Raw genomic sequence first — 17,613 nt, 5'->3', positions numbered from 1 at the left:
GCGGCGGGCGGCGGACCGGGGCTGTCCGCCGCGGGCGCGGAGCCCTGGCCGGGGACGAGCGGGGACGGCGATCGCTGGAGAGGGGGTGCGCAGGGGCGCGGTGCGACGGCGGGTGCGGGGGGTGCTGCCGGTGCGGTGTCGACGATGGCCAAGGGGGTCACTCCCGAAGCGCGAGGGGGAGCCCGTGCGAGAGGACGTGCACGGGAGGTGTCGCCGCCCACGGAGCCGGAGCCTGTGGGGGGTTCCGGACTTTAACCGTCCGCAACCGCGCCGGAACCGCTCCGGACCGAAACTTCCCTCCCCCGAGGGAACCGCCCCCGTCACCGCTGACCGATGACCGGGTGTCTCACCACCCGCTGCGCGACGAGGAGTTGCCGGTGAACTTCCGCACGATGTAGATCAGGCCGCCGACCAGGGCGACGAAGATCAGCGCCTTGAACAGCAGGCCGATCACGAACCCGATCACGCTCGCTATCAGACCGCCGAACACGACCAGGGCGATGACCGGCACCGCGACCCACTTCACCCACCACGGCAGCCCCGCGAAGATCTCTCGCATCGCCTCGTCCTTTGCGCTCTCGTGCGTTGTCTGTGGTACGCACTCGATGCTAGGGCCGCGAAGGGGCCGAGCGGGGGCCCGGCACCCCTCGTCCTGCCCTGATCCGTCCCCTAGGGGCTCCGGGGAACCCGGCTCACGCCTCGGGCGGAGAGAACACGACGAGCACCCTGAGGTCCTCGCTGATGTGGTGGAACTTGTGCGGGACGCCGGCGGGCACGTACACGACGCTGCCCCGCGCCACCTGCGTCGTCTCCAGGCCGACCGTGAGCGAGGCCCGGCCGCTGACCACGAAGTACACCTCGTCCTGGTGGTGCGGCTTCTGCGGGTCCTGCTCGCCCGCGTCCAGGGCGTACAGGCCGACCGACATGTTCCGCTCGCGCAGGAACTGCAGGTAGGCGCCGTCGTTGGCGGCGCGCTCCGCCTCCAGGTCATCCAGCCGGAATGCCTTCATCGCCGCTGCCGTCCTCGCTTCACTGCTCGCCGTCGCCCTGCTCCTCGCGGTCCCCGCCCGCCGCTGTCCGGCCGGGTTCCGCCTGGTCTGCCACGATCAGACACATGAGGAATTTCCTAGTCAAGACGATCGCCAACGCGGGTGCACTGGCGGTCTCGGTATGGGCGCTCGACAAGATCACCCTGACCGGTGACAGCACCGCCAAGAAGGCCGGCACGCTGATCGCCGTCGCGTTGATCTTCGGCTTGGTCAACTGGCTGGTCAAGCCGATCGTGAAGGTACTCACCTTCCCGCTGTTCATCCTGACCCTCGGGCTGATCACCCTGGTCGTGAACGCGCTGATGCTGCTGCTGACCTCCTGGGTGTGCGGCAAGCTCGACCTCAGCTTCCATGTGGAGGGCTTCTGGACGGCCGTGCTCGGCGGCCTGATCGTCTCCGTCGTCTCCTGGGCGCTGCACGTCGTCCTGCCCGACGAGGACTGAGCGCGCCATGACCTACCGCGTCTGTTTCGTGTGCACCGGCAACATCTGCCGCTCCCCGATGGCCGAATCCGTCTTCCGCGCGCGCGTGGCGGAGGCCGGTCTGGAGGATCTGGTGGTGGTCGACAGCGCCGGCACCGGGGGCTGGCACGAGGGGGAGCCGGCCGACCCGCGCACCGTCTCGGTCCTGGAGGAACACGGCTACGACAGCGAGCACACGGCCCGCCAGTTCCTGCCGTCGTGGTTCTCCCGGCTGGACCTGGTGATAGCCCTCGACACCGGCCATCTCCGGGCCCTGCGCCGCCTCGCGCCCACCGAGGAGGACGCCCGCAAGATCCGCCTGCTGCGTTCCTACGATCCCGCTGCCGGCCCCGACCTCGACGTACCGGACCCGTACTACGGGGGCCGGGACGGCTTCGAGGAGTGCCTTGAGATGGTGGAGGCGGCGAGCAGCGGGCTGCTCGCCGCCGTACAGGACGAACTGGAAGGACGGGCCGCATGAGCGAGGGCACGAAGGGCGAGGGCCGCACGGGCGACGGCACGCGCGCGGTACGGGCGGGACTGCCCGAGCCGGTCAAGCACGAGCCGACCCTGCCCGGCCCGGTGTTCGCGGCGCACTTCCACCTGCCCGGCGAGGTGACGGGACCGTACTCGTACGGCCGTGACGACAATCCGACCTGGACCCTGCTGGAGCGGGCCATAGGCGAGCTGGAGGCACCGGGGCGGGAGGACGTCGAGACGCTGGTGTTCGCCTCCGGCATGGCGGCGATCTCCTCCGTGCTGTTCTCGCAGCTGCGCGCCGGCGACGCGGTCGTGCTGCCCTCCGACGGCTACCAGGTGCTGCCGCTGGTCCGCGCCCAGCTGGAGGCCTACGGCATCGAGGTGCGCACCGCGCCGACCGGCGGCGACGCCCAGCTGGAGCTGCTGGACGGGGCGCGGCTGCTGTGGATCGAGTCCCCGTCGAACCCCGGGCTCGACGTCTGCGACATCCGGCGGCTGGCCGATGCGGCACACGCGCGTGGCGCGCTGGTCGCCGTGGACAACACTCTCGCCACCCCGCTCGGGCAGCGCCCGCTGGAGCTGGGCGCCGACTTCTCCGTGGCCAGCGGCACCAAGCAGCTCACCGGTCACGGTGATGTCCTGCTGGGCTACGTGGCCGGCGGCGACGCCGAGGCGATGGCCGCCGTGCGCCGCTGGCGCAAGATCGTCGGCGCGATCTCCGGGCCCATGGAGGCATGGCTCGCGCACCGGTCCATCGCCACGCTCCAGCTGCGCGTCGACCGGCAGAACGCCACCGCCCTGGCGGTCGCCGAGGCGCTGCGGCAGCGGCCGGAGGTCTCCGGTCTGCGCTACCCGGGTCTGCCCGACGACCCCTCGCACCCGGTCGCGGCACGGCAGATGCGGCGCTACGGCTGTGTCGTGTCCTTCACGCTGCCCACGCGCGCGCGTGCCGAGCGTTTTCTCGCGGCCCTGCGCCTGGTGGAGGACGCGACGAGCTTCGGCGGGGTGCGGTCCACGGCCGAGCGCCGTCGCCGCTGGGGCGGGGACGACGTCCCGGAGGGCTTCATCCGGATGTCCGTCGGCGCGGAGGACCCGGAGGACCTGGTGGCCGACGTTCTGCGCGCCCTGGACGAGTCCGCCGAGTAGTCCCTTCCGCAGTGGCCGGCCGCCGTTCCGGGACGGTCCGAGCCTCCCCCCCCTCGTGGCTCGGACCGTCTGCGGCCCGGGCGGAAAGACCGCTCGGACAAGGCTAGTTGACTCTGCGTCAGTGTCCAATCACGGTAGCGACAGGGACGTATCGACATATTTATAGTTGGTGCCTGCCTGGCGGCCGGCGGAAGGGCGAGGAGGGCAGGGACAGGGAGGGCACGCCATGGATCTGGCCTTGCTGCGGACCTTTGTCACCGTGCACAGGGCTGGTTCCTTCACTCGCGCCGCCGCTCTGCTCGGCCTGTCCCAGCCGGCCGTCACCTCGCAGATCCGCACGCTGGAGCGCCAGCTCGGCAGGCCGCTCTTCCTCCGCCAGGCGCGGGGGGTGACCCCTACGACCATCGGTGACGAACTCGCCCACCGGGCAGCGCCCCATCTCGACGCCTTGGTGGAGATAGCGGAGGGCGGGCTGGACGACGACCCCTCGTCCCGGACGCTGTACCTGGCCGGCCCTGCGGAGTTCACCACCGAACGCGTGCTGCCCGCTCTCACCGGGCTGACCGGCGACAACGGCCAGGGCTTGACGTTACGCGTCTCCTTCGGCACGGCCGAGGAGACGCTGGAGGGGCTGGCCTGCGGCCGGCACGACCTGGCCATCAGCACGACCCGGCCGCGCGGTGCCCTGCTGTCGGCCACTCCGTTGTGTGACGAGGAGCATGTGCTGGTCGCGGCCCCGCGCTGGGCGGAGCGGATCGGCACGGACACCGTGCGGCTGAAGGGTGCGCCGGCCCTGGAAGACCTGCCCGTGGTCGAGGTCCACGAGTCGCTGCCGTTCGTCTCGCGCTACTGGGCTTCCGTCTTCGACTGCGCCCCGGCCGCCACGGGCACGGTGATCGTCCCGGATCTGCGGGCGGTGCTCTCCTGTGCGAGCGCCGGCGTCGGGCTGGCGGTGCTGCCCCGCTATCTGTGCGCGCGTGCGCTGGAACAGGGCACGGTCGTCACCCTGCTCGACCCGGTGGTGCCGCCGTTGCGCACGTACTTCCTGGTGGTGCGGACCGGGACACTCGCCCTGCCCCATGTCGCGCGGGCCCACGAGTGGCTCCAGCGTGCGGCCACGGCCTGGTGCTGAGGCCGTCCCGGGCGGGATGCACGCACAGCGGTCGGCTCGTGGCGCTTTGCGATGTTTCACGTGGAACCAGCGGGGCCACATTTCTCCCATGACCGTCCGACCCGTGGTCAAGCGCACCGCCCGTGCCGTTCTCCTGGACGGTGACGACCTGATCCTGATCAAGCGCACCAAACCCGGCGTCGATCCCTACTGGGTCACTCCCGGTGGCGGGGTCGAACCCGGGGACTCGACCGTCGTGGACGCCCTGCACCGGGAGGTGTACGAGGAACTCGGCGCCAAGATCACCGATGTGGTGCCGTGTTTCGTGGACACGGTGGAGCACATCGGTGAGGACGGCGGCGCGACCGGTGTGAAGGTGCAGCACTTCTTCGTCTGCCGGCTGGAGTCCATGGACCCGGCCCTGCGGCACGGCCCCGAGGTGGAGGAGCCGGCCGGTGAGTACGAGATCGTCCGCGTCCCGTTCACCCGCGTCGGCATCGCCTCCGTCCACCTCGTCCCGCTGTCCCTGCGCCACTACCTGGACGGGAACATCGAGGGAGTACGGGCCATGCACGCCCCCGACCTCGGGTGAGCGGGGTCAGCGAACAGGAGCGCGGCTCCGTGTGCCGGCAACGGACTCTTGGGCCTACTGTGCCGGTCCGACCAGTTCATAGGCTTCCCACAGGTCCAGGCCCGAGTAGGTGTGGGTGGCGAGGCCGGCCACGTGGGCGTCTGCGTTGACCGCCACGGACACCGGCACGGCGGCGAACAGCTCCTTGTCCGACGCCGAGTCGCCGTACGCCACGCAGTCGGCGCGGGTCACGCCGAATTCCGCGCAGAGCCGTTCCGCGATGACCACCTTGGCGGCGGCGTTGAGCGCCCCGGACGGGTCGACGGGCTCGGTGAACGGAACGGCCGGGAAACGGGAGCCATGGGCCGCGTGAGCACCCCAGTCCAGGAGGCGTTCCACGAAGAAGGAAGGCGAGAGGGACACCACCGCGCAGTATTCGCCCGCGCTCCTGATCTGTGCCCAGACCTCGCGGATCCGGGACAGCCAGGGAGCCGCCTCGAACGCGGCCCGCACATGCGCCTCGGTCAGGCCGGCCCACAGGTCGTACACCTGCGCGGCATACTCCGGCGGTCCGATCCGCCCGTCCGCGATCGCCCGTTCCAGGGCCACCGTCTCACTCTCCAGGCCCAACTGGCGCGATATCTCCAGCGGAGCGGTGGTCCCGTGCAGCAACGTTCCGTCCATGTCGAACAGATGAAGTCTGGTCATGACGCCGAGGCTATGAGGCCGTGCGATGTTTCACGTGAAACACCGCACAGCTGTCCGATGGTTGTACGGATGACCATGAGATGGCCAAAAGCACGTGCGTCTGCATCGAAACAGGTGGACGGCAGGGGCGCCGTTCGGACAGCCTGACCTGCGTGCCAACTCCTTCCCTCACCCATCTGCCCATCCGCCGTCTGACGCTTCGCGATCTCACCGCCTGCGCCGACCTGTCCGAAGACCGGGGGTGGCCACGCGAGGAACACAAGTGGGGCTTCCTCCTCACCGCCGGGAAGGGATACGGCATCGACGACCCCGAGGGCGGTCTGGTCGCCGCCTGCGTCGTCACGGAGTACGGCGGGTGGGGGCGACCGGATCTCGGCGCCATCGGCATGGTCCTGGTGGCCGAGCGCCATGCCCGTCAAGGGGTCGGCCGCCGTTTGATGCGGCACGTCGTCTCGGTCATGGGGACGACCCCGCTGACCCTGCACGCCACCCCCCACGGCCGACCCCTCTACGAGGAGCTGGGCTTCAAGGTGACGGGCCGGGCCGAGATGCTGAGGGGCCGCTTCACTCACGGCGGCCCGGAGTCCGCGGTCGTCACGCGTGCCGCCACCGCGGAGGACCTCCCGGCGATCGTGCGCCTCGACGAGGAGGTGTTCGGCGCCGACCGCACGCCTCTCATCACCCGGCTGCCCGCCTTCGCCGATCAGTTGCGGGTCGCCGAGGAGGCCGGCCGGCTCATCGGCTACACCGCCGCGTGGCCCAACATGGACACCCATGTCGTCGGTCCGCTGATCGCCCGGGACACGGAGACCGCCAAGGCGCTCATCGCCTCGCTGGCGGCCCGTACCGAGCGCCCGTTGCGCACCGACATCGACGTGCGCCACGAGGAGCTGCTGGCCTGGGCGAAGGAACGGGGTATGGCTTCGGTGGCCTTCAACTCGGTGATGACCTATGGCATCCCGGACCTGCCCGGGGACTGGACCCGGCGGTTCGCACCCCTGACCGTCGCCGCGGGCTGATCCGCGTACGGATGTGCGCCGGCCCCGTCGCCCGGAGGCGGCGGGGCCGGCGCCATGCGGTCGGCTACCGGGTCAGGCGAGCGCCGCAACGGCCGCGGTGGCGAACCCGTGGTCCTGCTCCGGTGCGCCACCGCCGACACCGATGGCGCCGATCAGCCGGCCGTCCCGGCGGACGGGGACACCGCCCGCGATGAACAGCAGGGGCCGGTCGAGAGCGGTGGGCAGGGTGTGGAAGAGGCCGCCGGGCCGGACGGCGTCGACGAGGTCGGCGGTGGGCGCGTTCAGCTGGAGGGCCGTGTATGCCTTGCGGGTGCTGGTCTCGCCGGAGATCAGCACGGCCCGGTCGTCCCGGCGGAAGGCGAGGAGATGGCCACCCGCGTCCAGGACGGTGACGCTGACGGCGACTCCGGCGTCCTCTGCCGCCCGGCGGGCCCTGGCGACGAGCAGCTCGGCGTCCTCGATGGTGAGCGGGGCGACGGCGGTGGTGCTCATGGAGCTGTCTCCTTGGATGGTGCTTGGGGTTGTGCTTGCCGTACCGGGACGAAGGCCCGGTACGGACGACTGTGGGGTTATGGAGAGTGAGACGTCCGGAGTGCGGGCGGCTCAGTGGTGGACGGCGGTCCCCCGCTCGGCCGGCGTGCCGGAGGCGACCACGGTGTCGTGCGTACCGTCCCGCCGCTCCAGGGCGGCCGAGAGGAAGGCGAGGAGCAGCGCGGCAGCGGCGAGGGCGGCCCCGACCCAGTTGGGGGACGCGTAGCCGAAGCCGGCCGCGATCACGACACCGCCGAGCCAGGCGGACAGGGCGTTGCCCAGGTTGAAGGCGCCGATGTTCACGGCGGACGCGAGCGTCGGGGCGCCGTGCGCCTGGTCGAGAACGCGCTTCTGCAGCGGCGGCACGGTGGCGAAGCCCAGGGCACCGATCAGCGCGATGGTCACCGCCGCCGCGATCTTGTTGTGGGCGGTGAGCGTGAAGAGCGCCAGGACGACGGCCAGGGCACCCAGGGAGATGTACAGCATCGGCATCAGGGCGCGGTCGGCGAACTTGCCGCCGACGAGGTTGCCGCCGACCATGCCGAGGCCGAACAGGACCAGCAGCCAGGTGACCGATCCGTCGGAGAAGCCGGCGATGTGGGTCATCATCGGCGCGATGTAGGTGATGGCCGCGAAGACACCGCCGAAGCCGAGGACGGTCATCGCCATGGCGAGCAACACCTGGGCGTTCTTGAAGGCGGCCAGCTCGTGGCGCAGCCGCACGCCCTGCGGGCGGGGCAGCTCGGGAACGAGCTTGGCTATGCCGGCGAGCCCGACGACCCCGAGCGCGGCGACGATGCCGAAGGTGACGCGCCAGCCGACGCTCTGCCCGATGAGCGTGCCCAGCGGCACACCGACGACATTGGCGACGGTCAGGCCGGTGAACATCAAGGCGATGGCTCCGGCCTTCTTGTCCGGTGCGACCAGTTCGGCCGCGACAACCGAGCCGATGCCGAAGAAGGCGCCGTGTGCGAGGGAGGCGATCACGCGTCCGAGGAGCATGACCGCGAAGACCGGGGCCACCGCGGAGAGCAGGTTGCCGGCGATGAAGAGGCCCATCAGCAGCATCAGCATGCGCTTGCGCGGGACCTTGGTGCCGAGCACGGTCATGATCGGGGCCCCGATGACCACGCCGAGGGCGTAACCGGTCACGAGCAGGCCCGCCGTGGGGATGGAGACCCCGAAGTCGCTCGCGACCTCGGGCAGCAAGCCCATGATCACGAACTCGGTCGTTCCGATTCCGAAGGCCCCGATCGCGAGGGCCAGAAGCGCGAGAGGCATGTGGGGGTACACCTTCCCAAACGATTGCAGGAGCACTTAGCGTGCGTCCACAATAGTTGCAGACGCTGGCTAAATGCAAACGCTGACAATTGCGGAGGTGCTCTACCCTTGTGGGAGCCGCTCCTGGACGGAGGAAACGCCAATGACAGCGACGGACCCCGCGCTCACCGCCCTCGCTCAGGGCTGGTGTGCCCTTTCGGCACTGCACGGAAGGATCGAGGCGCACATCGAACGCGCCTTGCAGGCCAAGCACGATCTGAGCGTGCGCGAGTACTCACTGCTGGACGTGCTCAGCAGGCAGCACGCCGGCGAGGGCGGACATCTGCAGATGAAGCAGGTCGCCGACGCGGTCGTACTCAGCCAGAGCGCCACCACCCGCCTGGTGAGCCGGCTGGAGGACCGCGGCCTGCTGGAGCGCTACCTGTGCCCCACCGACCGGCGAGGCATCTACACCAACGTCACCGAGGCGGGCCTGCGCCTGCTGGAAGAGGCGCGGCCCACCAATGACGCCGCCCTGCGTGAGGCCCTGGACGATGCCGCGAGGATTCCCGAACTGGCCCCGCTGGTCCGGGTGGTGGAGTCGCTGAGCGTGCCCGCATAGGGTGCGCGCATGGGAGATCTCGAGATACGCGCCGCGACCGCCGACGACCTACCGGCGATCGTGGCGATGCTCGCCGATGATCCGCTCGGCGCCCAGCGCGAGTCACCGGACGACCTGACGCCCTACCGGACAGCGCTGGCGCGCCTGGTCGCCGATCCGAACCAGCACCTCGTCGTCGCCGTGCGCGAAGGCCGCGTCATCGGCACCCTGCAACTCACGATCATCCCCGGTCTCTCGCACCGGGGAGCCACCCGCGCCCTCATCGAGGCCGTGCGCATCCACGCCGACGAACGGGGCAGCGGGCTGGGCAGCAAGCTGATCGAGTGGGCGATCGGCACCTCCCGGCGGCTCGGCTGCCGGATGGTGCAGCTGACGTCCGACAAGACACGCACCGACGCCCACCGCTTCTACGAACGGCTGGGTTTCACAGCCTCGCACGAGGGTTTCAAACTGCGGCTCTGACCGTGCTCGGGTGCGCCGCAACGGCCAAAGGGGTGTGTTTCACGTGAAACACACCCCTGGCCGGCCGGGGATCAGCCGATGCCCCGCCACCCCTGTGCGTCCACGCCCCCGGGCACCGCGGCCTCGGGGTCGTACGGCTGCCGAGTGAACACGAACGAGCCGAGATCGAGATGGCTCACGGACCCGTCCGGGCGCCGCACGGGCCGCAGCAGTTCACCGGCGTAGTAGCCCTCTAGCCCGGTCCAGGTACCGTCCCCGTTCGCGCGGAAGCGGGCCCTGCGGCCTCCCCCGGTCAGCGGCGCGAGCCGGAGCAGCCCGTCGGCGGTCGCGCGCAGACCGAAGGCGTGCGTCCCCCAGTACCACTGCCCCACCAGCTCCAGCACCGCCGGATCGACCTCGCGCAGCGGCCGCCAGGGCTCGGGGATGCGGGGCTCCGCCTCGGCGACGATCCGCACCAGGTCCGCCGCCACGACACCCGGCGGCGGACCGCTGGTGCAGTTGGTGAGCACCACCGCGGCGACATCGTCCGCCACGCTGATGGTGAGACTCGCCAGGAAACCCGGCAGCGACCCGGAGTGCCCGACGAGCAACCGGCCGCCCCGGTGCTGGATCTGCAGCCCGAGACCGTACGTGATCCCGTCCGCCACGTCCGCGCTCTCGGCCGGTGCCGCGGGCCTCCGCATCTCCGCCACCGACTCCGCGCCGAGGACCCGGTCGTCTCCCCGGGTCAGAAACGCGGCGAATCGCGCCAGGTCCCCGGTGGTCGACCAGAGCTGACCGGCCGGCGCCATCCGGCCCAGGTCCTCCAGCGGCTCGGGCAGCATCGCGTCGGCCCACGGGTGCACGGCCCAGCCGCCCGCGTGCGGGGCCTGCGGTCGCGTACTCGTCCGGTGCAGGCCCAGGGGCTCCAGGATCTCCTCGCGCAGCACCTCTTCCCACGGGGCGCCGCGCACCTCCTCCACCAGGGCGCCGAGCAGGGTGTAGCCCGGATTGGAGTAGTGGTGCCGCCGTCCGGCGGGATGCAGCAGGGGCTGCTCGCCCAGCACATCGCTCAGCTCGGGCCGCAGAGAGCCGGGCGTGCGCTCCCACCAGGGCGCGGGTGACTCGGCCGCCAGCCCCGCCGTGTGGGCGAGCAGCTCCGCGATGGTCGCCTCCCCCACGCCGGTGCCCGGCAGATGCTTCTCCAGCGGATCACCGAGGTCGAGCAGGCCCTCGTCGCGCAGCCGCAGCACCAGCACGGCGGTGAAGGTCTTGGTGATGGACCCGATCCGGTACTGCACTGTCTCGTCCGGTCCGTGTCCGTCCACCGAGGTCCGCGCCCCGTGCCACACCGCCCGCCCGTCCCGTACGACGGCGGCCACCAGCGACGGAGTCCGTCCCTCGGCCTGCGCGACGGCGATCCGGTGCAGCAGCGCGCGCCGGGTGCCCGGCAGCAGCGATTCCTGATGTGTCGTCATGCGCCCAGTCCACCCCGTGCCGACGGCGGCCGTCGAATCCGTTTGTCCGCGCCCAGGCCGCCGTGGCGCCGCTTGCCGCCGTACGGCTTCTCGCGTTCGCGGGGCCCTCAGTCCAGGCAGAACTCGTTGCCCTCGATGTCCTGCATCACGATGCACGAATCATGGCCGTCGTACAGCAGTCGCTGGCGTACCGCCCCCAGCGGGACCAGTCGCGCGCACTCGGCCTCGAGCGCGGCCAGGCGCTCCTCACCGACGAGCCCGGTGCCGACCCGCACGCACAGATGCACCCGGTTCTTGACGACCTTTCCCTCGGGGACGCGCTGGAAGAACAGGCGCGGACCCACGCCGGAGGGATCGACGCAGGCGAACCGCGAACCCTGGTCCTCCGGTGGCAGTGAGCGGTTGAACTCGTCCCAGCTGGTGACCCCCTCCGGCGGCGGGGGCACGACATACCCCAGCACCTCGCACCAGAAACGGGCGAGCCGCTCCGGTTCCGCGCAGTCGAAGGTGACCTGGAACTGCTTGATCGACACCATCGGCACACCATAGTGGCGCGCACTGTGCACGGGAACCCTGGAGCGCCGTCGCCGCCCGGGCCGAGGATTCGTGCAGGTTCTCCGCTTCGTTGTCATGCGGAAAGGCTGTGACGTGCGGTTTCTCTGGCTGGCTCAGGGCTCGGCCAGGGCGGTCTGTCTCACGGCCGTGTCATTTCCTCTGAGGCGATGCGGGGCCGACGGCATCCCGCCGGCCCCGACGGATCACCGTTCGTGATGGTCCGTCTTCGTGATCCCGAAGGCGGCCATGTTGTCGTCCTCAGTGGCCCATCGGTGGAAGCCGGCCTTCTCGAGCACGCGGACGGAAGCCGGGTTCGAGAGCTTCACGTTGGCGAACACCGTGTGGACGCCGGGGGCGGTGAGGGCGAACTCGGCGAGGGCCCGGGTGGCCTCGGGGGCGTAGCCCCGGCCGCGGCGGGAGGCCACGATGCCGTATCCGATTTCGAGGATTCCCTCGCTGGGCGGCCAGAACAGGCCGATGGAGCCCACGACCAGGCCGCTACAGCGCTCGATGATCAGACGGTGGCCGTGCTCGCCGAGCCAGTCGGGGAACTGGCCGAAGAGGCCCGCGACGACGCGGTCGCCTTCGGCGGGGAAGTCGTCCGCCCAGTGAGCCGACCTGGTGCCGTCGAGGACCGCGGCGGCCTCGACCATGGTCCAGGACCGGAGAATGAGGCGGTCGGTGGTCAGCTGAACGCGGGCTGGTGAAGAAGAGGAAGTCACGTGTCATTCCTGGTTCGTCGGAACGACCGGACCGCGCTCTGCTAACGCGCGGGCCGGGAAAGGGCATGCTGAAGACGGCCGACGGCAGCCATATTCATCAATCTCCCTGTCCCGTGATCACGCGCCTCTCGCGCCGGCGAGACGGTAGCAACCCCTCACCGGCCCGGGCAAAGCGTTTTTGGTCGGGATCAGTAAGGGCTTCGCGGGGTCGGTCCCACCCATTTCGCACGTCAGGAGGACATCAGGTCTGGGCCATGTCCACGAAGCGGGAGTAGTGGCCCTGGAAGGCGACCGTGATGGTGGCCGTGGGGCCGTTTCGGTGCTTGGCGACGATCAGGTCCGCCTCGCCAGCGCGCGGGGACTCCTTCTCGTAGGCGTCCTCGCGGTGCAGCAGGATGACCATGTCGGCGTCCTGCTCGATGGAGCCGGACTCACGCAGGTCGGAGACCATCGGCTTCTTGTCGGTGCGCTGCTCGGGACCACGGTTGAGCTGCGAGAGCGCGATGACCGGGATCTCCAGCTCCTTGGCGAGCAGCTTGAGGTTACGGGACATGTCCGAGACCTCCTGCTGACGGCTCTCGGCGCGCTTGGAGCCGCCGGACTGCATCAGCTGGAGGTAGTCGATGACGACGAGCTTCAGGTCGTTGCGCTGCTTCAGGCGCCGGCACTTGGCCCGGATCTCCATCATCGACAGGTTCGGGGAGTCGTCGATGTAGAGCGGCGCGGCCGACACGTCCGGCATCCGGCGGGCGAGCCGCGTCCAGTCTTCGTCCGTCATCGTGCCGGACCGCATGTGGTGCAGGGCGACCCGGGCCTCGGCGGACAGCAGACGCATCGCGATCTCGTTGCGGCCCATTTCGAGCGAGAAGATCACGCTCGGCAGGTTGTGCTTGATGGACGCGGCCCGGGCGAAGTCCAGCGCGAGCGTCGACTTGCCCATGGCGGGACGGGCGGCGATGACGATCATCTGCCCGGGGTGGAGGCCGTTCGTGAGGGAGTCGAAGTCGGTGAACCCGGTGGGCACGCCCGTCATCTCGCCGCTGCGCGAGCCGATCGCCTCGATCTCGTCGAGGGCGCCCTCCATGATGTCGCCGAGCGGGAGGTAGTCCTCGCTGGTGCGCTGTTCGGTGACGGCGTAGATCTCGGCCTGCGCGCGGTTGACGATCTCGTCCACGTCGCCATCGGCCGCGTACCCCATCTGTGTGATGCGCGTACCGGCTTCGACCAGGCGGCGCAGGACGGCCCGCTCGTGGACGATCTCCGCGTAGTACTCGGCGTTGGCCGCCGTCGGAACGGTCTGGACGAGAGTGTGCAGATACGCGGCCCCGCCGACCTTGTTGATCTCGCCGCGCTTGGTCAGCTCGGCGGCGATGGTGATCGGGTCCGCCGGCTCGCCCTTGGCGTAGACGTCCAGGATGGCCTGGTAGATCGTCTCGTGCGCGGGCTTGTAGAAGTCGTGGCCCTTGAGGATCTCCACGACGTCGGCGATGGCGTCCTTGGACAGCAGCATGCCGCCCAGCACGGACTGCTCGGCGTCCAGGTCCTGCGGCGGCACCCGCTCGAAGGCGGAGGCCCCGCCGTCCCAGGCGCCGGACTCCCGGCCCCGGTCGTGCTGCTCGTCCCGGCCCCGGCCGCCGTCACCCCGCCGGCGGGAGGCCGGCAGACGATCGCTGGGTCCGCTGTCGGCCCACGGATCGTCCAAGGGCTCGGAAATGCTCACCGAGCCACCTCCTCCCGTCCGCACGGCGGACCTCGCCGTGGCCTCTTTTGTACGGCACGACACTGACAAATCGAGAAGCCCGACTCCGGTTCTCGCGCGTCGGATTTGTGACGGTTCCCGGGCCGGAAGAGGGTCACTCGCCGGGCCGTGGGAAGGAGCGGGCGCCGCACCACGGTAGGCCCGTCGGCACCGTCAGCCAATCTGGTTATCCACAGGCCATGTGGACGACGGGCCCGATGCTGTGGAGAACTCGCCGAAACCTGTGCACGACCCGGTGGACAGCCCTGTGAACAAGCCCTCGATCTTCCCGGCACCGCGTCCCTGACCTGCACTTTTGCGATCCACCGGCTGTGCAGAAGAAAAACTTCCCCACTCGGGCCAAGATCGCTTCGAACGGTGCCCGAAACGACACGGCCCGAGACGAAAGGTAAGGAGCACCGGGCGGTTGCATCACTTACCTGTGGACGATTAGATTGATGCGCATGACAGAGGCTCCAGACATACCCCAGGCCACCCGTCGGCGGCACGACCGAGAAATCGTCGCGCTGGCCGTCCCGGCCTTCGGCGCCCTCGTCGCCGAGCCTCTTTTCGTCATGGCCGACAGTGCGATCGTCGGCCATCTCGGGACCGCCCAACTGGCCGGTCTCGGCGTCGCCTCGGCGCTCCTGACCACCGCCGTGAGCGTGTTCGTCTTCCTCGCCTACGCCACCACCGCCGCGGTGGCCCGTCGAATGGGCGCCGGCGATCTTCCGGCGGCGCTCCGGCAGGGCATGGACGGCATCTGGCTGGCGCTGCTGCTCGGCATCGCCGTCATCGCCGTCTTCCTGCCACTGGCCCCCGGTATCGTCGACCTCTTCGGTGCCTCGTCCACCGCGGCCCCCTACGCCACCACCTATCTGCGCATCTCGGCGCTGGGCATCCCGCCGATGCTCATCGTCCTGGCCGCGACCGGGGTACTGCGCGGCCTGCACGACACCAGGACCCCGCTCCACGTCGCCATCGCCGGCTTCGTCACCAACGCCGCCCTCAACGCCGTACTCGTCTATGGCGCCGGACTCGGCATCGCCGGCTCGGCCTGGGGCACGGTCATCGCGCAGTGCGGCATGGCCGCCGTCTATCTGACGGTGGTCGTCCGCGGGGCCCGTCGGCACGGTGCCTCCCTCCGGCCCGACGCGGCCGGGATCCGTGCCTCGGCCCAGGCCGGCGTTCCCCTCCTGGTCCGCACGCTGTCCCTGCGGGCGATGACCATGATCGCCACGGCGGTCGCGGCCCGCCTCGGGGACGCCGACATCGCCGCGCACCAGATCATCCTCTCCCTCTGGAGCCTGCTGGCCTTCGCGCTCGACGCGATAGCGATCGCGGGGCAGGCCATCATCGGCCGCTATCTCGGCGCGGACGACGCCCAGGGGGCCCGCCAGGCCTGTCGGCGCATGGTCCAGTGGGGCATCGCGACCGGTGTCGTCCTGGGCGTGCTCGTGGTGGTCACGCGGCCGCTCTTCCTGCCGCTGTTCACCGGCGACTCCGGGGTGAAGGACGCCGCGCTGCCGGCCCTGCTGCTCGTGGCGCTCGCGCAGCCCGTCTGCGGGATCGTCTTCGTCCTGGACGGAGTCCTGATGGGCGCGGGAGACGGCCCCTATCTGGCCTGGGCCATGGTCGTCACGCTGGCCGTATTCGCCCCGGTGGCCCTGCTGGTGCCCACGCTCGGCGGCGGGCTCACCGCTGTCTGGGCGGCTATGGCCCTGATGATGGTGGTCCGCATGCTGACGCTGTGGCTGCGCACCCGCTCGGGCCGCTGGATCGTGACGGGCGCGACCCGCTGACTGCTCTGCGCTGCTTCCGGCCGCCCGCCCGTTTCACGTGAAACATGCCGCGGTGACCACCCCCGGCCCGGGACGCACGGTCATGCGAAAGGGCCGCACCCTTCACGGATGCGGCCCCTCTCAACGGCTCAAGCGAGCGTTGCGATCACGCGGCGATCAGGCCGCGACGACCTCGATGTTGACCTTGGCGGCAACCTCGGGGTGCAGACGCACGGACGTCTCGTGGGCGCCCAGGGTCTTGATCGGAGCGCCGAGCTCGATGCGGCGCTTGTCGACCTCGGGGCCACCGGAAGCCTTGATCGCGGACGCGATGTCGGCCGGGGTGACGGAACCGAAGAGACGGCCGGAGTCGCCGGAGCGGACGGCCAGGCGGACCTTGACGCCCTCGAGCTGGGCCTTCACCTGGTTGGCCTGCTCGATGGTCTGGATCTCGTGGATCTTACGGGCGCGGCGGATCTGCTCGACGTCCTTCTCGCCACCCTTGGTCCAGCGGATAGCGAACTTCCGCGGGATCAGGTAGTTGCGAGCGTAACCGTCCTTGACGTCGACGACGTCGCCCGCGGCGCCGAGGCCGGAGACCTCGTGGGTGAGGATGATCTTCATGAGTCGGTCACCCTTCCCTTATCGCGCGGTGGAGGTGTAGGGCAGCAGCGCCATCTCACGGCTGTTCTTGACGGCCGTGGCGACGTCACGCTGGTGCTGCGTGCAGTTGCCGGTCACGCGGCGGGCACGGATCTTGCCGCGGTCGGAAATGAACTTCCGCAGCATGTTCGTGTCCTTGTAGTCCACGTACGTGACCTTGTCCTTGCAGAAAGCGCAGACCTTCTTCTTCGGCTTGCGCACAGGCGGCTTCGCCATGGTGTTCTCCTGTGTGATCAAGAAGTGGGGGTACGACCCGCCCTCGGCCCGGACCGGCCCGGAAGGCCTGGCCCGAAGGCTTAGAAGGGGGGTTCGTCCGAGTAGCCGCCACCGCCGCCGGAGCCGCCGCCCCAGCCGCCGCCACCCTGGTTGCCACCGGCGGGAGCGCCGGTCGCCCACGGGTCGTCGGCCGGAGCGCCGCCCTGACCGCCACCGGGGCCACCGCCCCAGCCGCCGCCCTGGCCGCCACCGCCGCCGTAACCGCCCTGGCCACCGCGGGCACCGCCACCGGCGGTCTTGGTGACCTTGGCCGTGGCGTTGCGCAGGCTGGGGCCGACCTCGTCGACGTCCAGCTCGTAGACCGTGCGCTTGACGCCCTCGCGGTCCTCGTAGGACCGCTGCTTCAGCCGGCCCTGCACGATGACGCGCATGCCTCGCTGGAGCGACTCGGCGACGTTCTCCGCCGCTTGGCGCCAGACCGAGCAGGTCAGGAAGAGGCTCTCGCCGTCCTTCCACTCGTTCGTCTGGCGGTCGAAGGTGCGGGGAGTGGACGCGACGCGGAACTTCGCGACCGCCGCACCGGACGGGGTGAAGCGCAGCTCGGGGTCGTCGACAAGATTGCCGATGACCGTGATGACGGTCTCGCCTGCCATGGGGGAACCTCTCGGCGGGTTTGCTGCTCTGGCTGCTTGGTTGCTGCTACTCGAATCCCGGGATCAGCTGAGCGCGGGGCTCAGTGGGTCTCGGGACGGAGGACCTTGGTCCGGAGGACCGACTCGTTCAGGTTCATCTGGCGGTCGAGCTCCTTGACGACCGCAGGCTCGGCCTGCAGGTCGATGACCGAGTAGATGCCCTCGGGCTTCTTCTTGATCTCGTAGGCGAGACGACGACGGCCCCAGGTGTCGACCTTCTCAACCTTGCCGCCGCCGTCACGGACGACGGACAGGAAGTTCTCGATCAGCGGGGAGACAGCGCGCTCCTCGAGATCGGGGTCGAGGATGACCATCACCTCGTAGTGACGCATGTGGAACCCACCTCCTTTGGACTCAGCGGCCACGGTC

General features: G+C 70.2%; 22 protein-coding genes. 9 read left to right on the top strand and 13 right to left on the bottom strand.

Going from position 1 to position 17,613, the window contains the following annotated elements:
- Positions 1–346: 346 nt before the first annotated feature.
- Together IE251_RS11545 and IE251_RS11540 are read right to left on the bottom strand one after the other, a co-directional pair.
- Complete coding sequence (locus tag IE251_RS11545; RefSeq protein WP_189752792.1) at positions 347–559, bottom strand: DUF5326 family protein; 213 nt, start codon at positions 557–559, stop codon at positions 347–349.
- A gap of 133 nt (positions 560–692) precedes the next feature.
- Positions 693–1,010 carry a cupin domain-containing protein gene (locus tag IE251_RS11540; RefSeq protein WP_030786269.1) on the bottom strand — a complete coding sequence of 106 codons (318 nt, stop codon included), beginning with the start codon at positions 1,008–1,010 and terminating at the stop codon, positions 693–695.
- A gap of 104 nt (positions 1,011–1,114) precedes the next feature.
- On the opposite strand from IE251_RS11540, the gene IE251_RS11535 reads away from it, so the two are divergent.
- The 5 genes from IE251_RS11535 (at position 1,115) to IE251_RS11515 (ending at position 4,839) form a co-directional block, all read left to right on the top strand.
- Positions 1,115–1,492: a phage holin family protein gene (locus tag IE251_RS11535; protein ID WP_189752791.1), complete on the top strand. Its 378-nt coding sequence runs from the start codon at positions 1,115–1,117 to the stop codon at positions 1,490–1,492.
- 7 nt (positions 1,493–1,499) lie between these two features.
- Positions 1,500–1,991 carry a low molecular weight protein-tyrosine-phosphatase gene (locus IE251_RS11530; protein ID WP_189752790.1) on the top strand — a complete coding sequence of 164 codons (492 nt, stop codon included), beginning with the start codon at positions 1,500–1,502 and terminating at the stop codon, positions 1,989–1,991.
- Positions 1,988–3,136, top strand: coding sequence for a cystathionine gamma-lyase (locus IE251_RS11525; RefSeq protein WP_189752789.1), 1,149 nt, complete (start codon positions 1,988–1,990; stop codon positions 3,134–3,136). The genes IE251_RS11530 and IE251_RS11525 overlap by 4 nt, the downstream gene beginning before the upstream one ends.
- 226 nt (positions 3,137–3,362) lie before the next feature.
- A complete protein-coding gene (locus IE251_RS11520) occupies positions 3,363–4,268 on the top strand; it encodes a LysR family transcriptional regulator (RefSeq protein ID WP_189752788.1) in 906 nt (301 codons plus the stop codon).
- 88 nt (positions 4,269–4,356) lie between these two features.
- A complete protein-coding gene (locus IE251_RS11515) occupies positions 4,357–4,839 on the top strand; it encodes an NUDIX domain-containing protein (RefSeq protein WP_184967877.1) in 483 nt (160 codons plus the stop codon).
- A gap of 54 nt (positions 4,840–4,893) precedes the next feature.
- Here IE251_RS11515 and IE251_RS11510 read toward each other — a convergent pair whose 3' ends face one another.
- Positions 4,894–5,526: an HAD family hydrolase gene (locus IE251_RS11510; protein ID WP_189752787.1), complete on the bottom strand. Its 633-nt coding sequence runs from the start codon at positions 5,524–5,526 to the stop codon at positions 4,894–4,896.
- Between the two features lie 152 nt (positions 5,527–5,678).
- Here IE251_RS11510 and IE251_RS11505 point away from each other — a divergent pair, with 152 nt between their 5' ends.
- Entirely contained in the window at positions 5,679–6,545 is an 867-nt protein-coding gene (locus IE251_RS11505; protein WP_189752786.1) for a GNAT family N-acetyltransferase, read from the top strand.
- Between the two features lie 72 nt (positions 6,546–6,617).
- On the opposite strand, the gene IE251_RS11500 is transcribed toward IE251_RS11505, so the two are convergent.
- Positions 6,618–7,037, bottom strand: coding sequence for a GlcG/HbpS family heme-binding protein (locus IE251_RS11500; protein ID WP_189752785.1), 420 nt, complete (start codon positions 7,035–7,037; stop codon positions 6,618–6,620).
- Between the two features lie 111 nt (positions 7,038–7,148).
- Positions 7,149–8,357 (bottom strand): MFS transporter, encoded by a 1,209-nt coding sequence (locus tag IE251_RS11495; RefSeq protein WP_189752784.1) that lies wholly within the window; start codon positions 8,355–8,357, stop codon positions 7,149–7,151.
- A gap of 142 nt (positions 8,358–8,499) precedes the next feature.
- On the opposite strand from IE251_RS11495, the gene IE251_RS11490 reads away from it, so the two are divergent.
- Complete coding sequence (locus IE251_RS11490) at positions 8,500–8,958, top strand: MarR family winged helix-turn-helix transcriptional regulator (protein WP_189752783.1); 459 nt, start codon at positions 8,500–8,502, stop codon at positions 8,956–8,958.
- Between the two features lie 9 nt (positions 8,959–8,967).
- Positions 8,968–9,420 (top strand): GNAT family N-acetyltransferase, encoded by a 453-nt coding sequence (locus tag IE251_RS11485; RefSeq protein WP_189752782.1) that lies wholly within the window; start codon positions 8,968–8,970, stop codon positions 9,418–9,420.
- 71 nt (positions 9,421–9,491) lie between these two features.
- Here the strand turns inward: IE251_RS11485 and IE251_RS11480 are convergent, their stop codons facing one another.
- From IE251_RS11480 to dnaB, 4 genes are all read right to left on the bottom strand, one after another.
- A complete protein-coding gene (locus IE251_RS11480; protein ID WP_189752781.1) occupies positions 9,492–10,877 on the bottom strand; it encodes a serine hydrolase domain-containing protein in 1,386 nt (461 codons plus the stop codon).
- Between the two features lie 107 nt (positions 10,878–10,984).
- Positions 10,985–11,413 carry a VOC family protein gene (locus tag IE251_RS11475; RefSeq protein ID WP_030615084.1) on the bottom strand — a complete coding sequence of 143 codons (429 nt, stop codon included), beginning with the start codon at positions 11,411–11,413 and terminating at the stop codon, positions 10,985–10,987.
- A gap of 222 nt (positions 11,414–11,635) precedes the next feature.
- Complete coding sequence (locus IE251_RS11470; protein ID WP_350966589.1) at positions 11,636–12,154, bottom strand: GNAT family N-acetyltransferase; 519 nt, start codon at positions 12,152–12,154, stop codon at positions 11,636–11,638.
- A gap of 241 nt (positions 12,155–12,395) precedes the next feature.
- Positions 12,396–13,874: a replicative DNA helicase gene (gene dnaB / locus IE251_RS11465; RefSeq protein ID WP_189752780.1), complete on the bottom strand. Its 1,479-nt coding sequence runs from the start codon at positions 13,872–13,874 to the stop codon at positions 12,396–12,398.
- Positions 13,875–14,356: 482 nt separating this feature from the next.
- Between dnaB and IE251_RS11460 the strand changes: the two genes are divergently transcribed.
- The gene (locus IE251_RS11460) at positions 14,357–15,694 is read left to right on the top strand and encodes an MATE family efflux transporter (protein WP_189752779.1); all 1,338 of its coding nucleotides are present in this window, start codon (positions 14,357–14,359) and stop codon (positions 15,692–15,694) included.
- A 156-nt stretch (positions 15,695–15,850) separates the two neighbouring features.
- Here IE251_RS11460 and rplI read toward each other — a convergent pair whose 3' ends face one another.
- The 4 genes from rplI to rpsF all read right to left on the bottom strand — a co-directional run bounded on the left by rplI (position 15,851) and on the right by rpsF (position 17,576).
- Entirely contained in the window at positions 15,851–16,297 is a 447-nt protein-coding gene (gene rplI, locus IE251_RS11455; RefSeq protein WP_030786327.1) for a 50S ribosomal protein L9, read from the bottom strand.
- Positions 16,298–16,315: 18 nt separating this feature from the next.
- Positions 16,316–16,552, bottom strand: a complete 237-nt coding sequence (gene rpsR, locus IE251_RS11450; protein WP_003949403.1) for a 30S ribosomal protein S18 — start codon at positions 16,550–16,552, stop codon at positions 16,316–16,318.
- A gap of 80 nt (positions 16,553–16,632) precedes the next feature.
- Positions 16,633–17,205: a single-stranded DNA-binding protein gene (locus IE251_RS11445; protein ID WP_189752778.1), complete on the bottom strand. Its 573-nt coding sequence runs from the start codon at positions 17,203–17,205 to the stop codon at positions 16,633–16,635.
- An 80-nt stretch (positions 17,206–17,285) separates the two neighbouring features.
- A complete protein-coding gene (gene rpsF, locus IE251_RS11440; protein WP_014673750.1) occupies positions 17,286–17,576 on the bottom strand; it encodes a 30S ribosomal protein S6 in 291 nt (96 codons plus the stop codon).
- Between the last annotated feature and the right edge of the window lie 37 nt (positions 17,577–17,613).

It is taken from the genome of Streptomyces eurythermus, from assembly GCF_014649115.1.
Lineage (GTDB): Bacteria > Actinomycetota > Actinomycetes > Streptomycetales > Streptomycetaceae > Streptomyces > Streptomyces eurythermus.
This window is presented reverse-complemented; position numbering and strand designations above follow the sequence as displayed.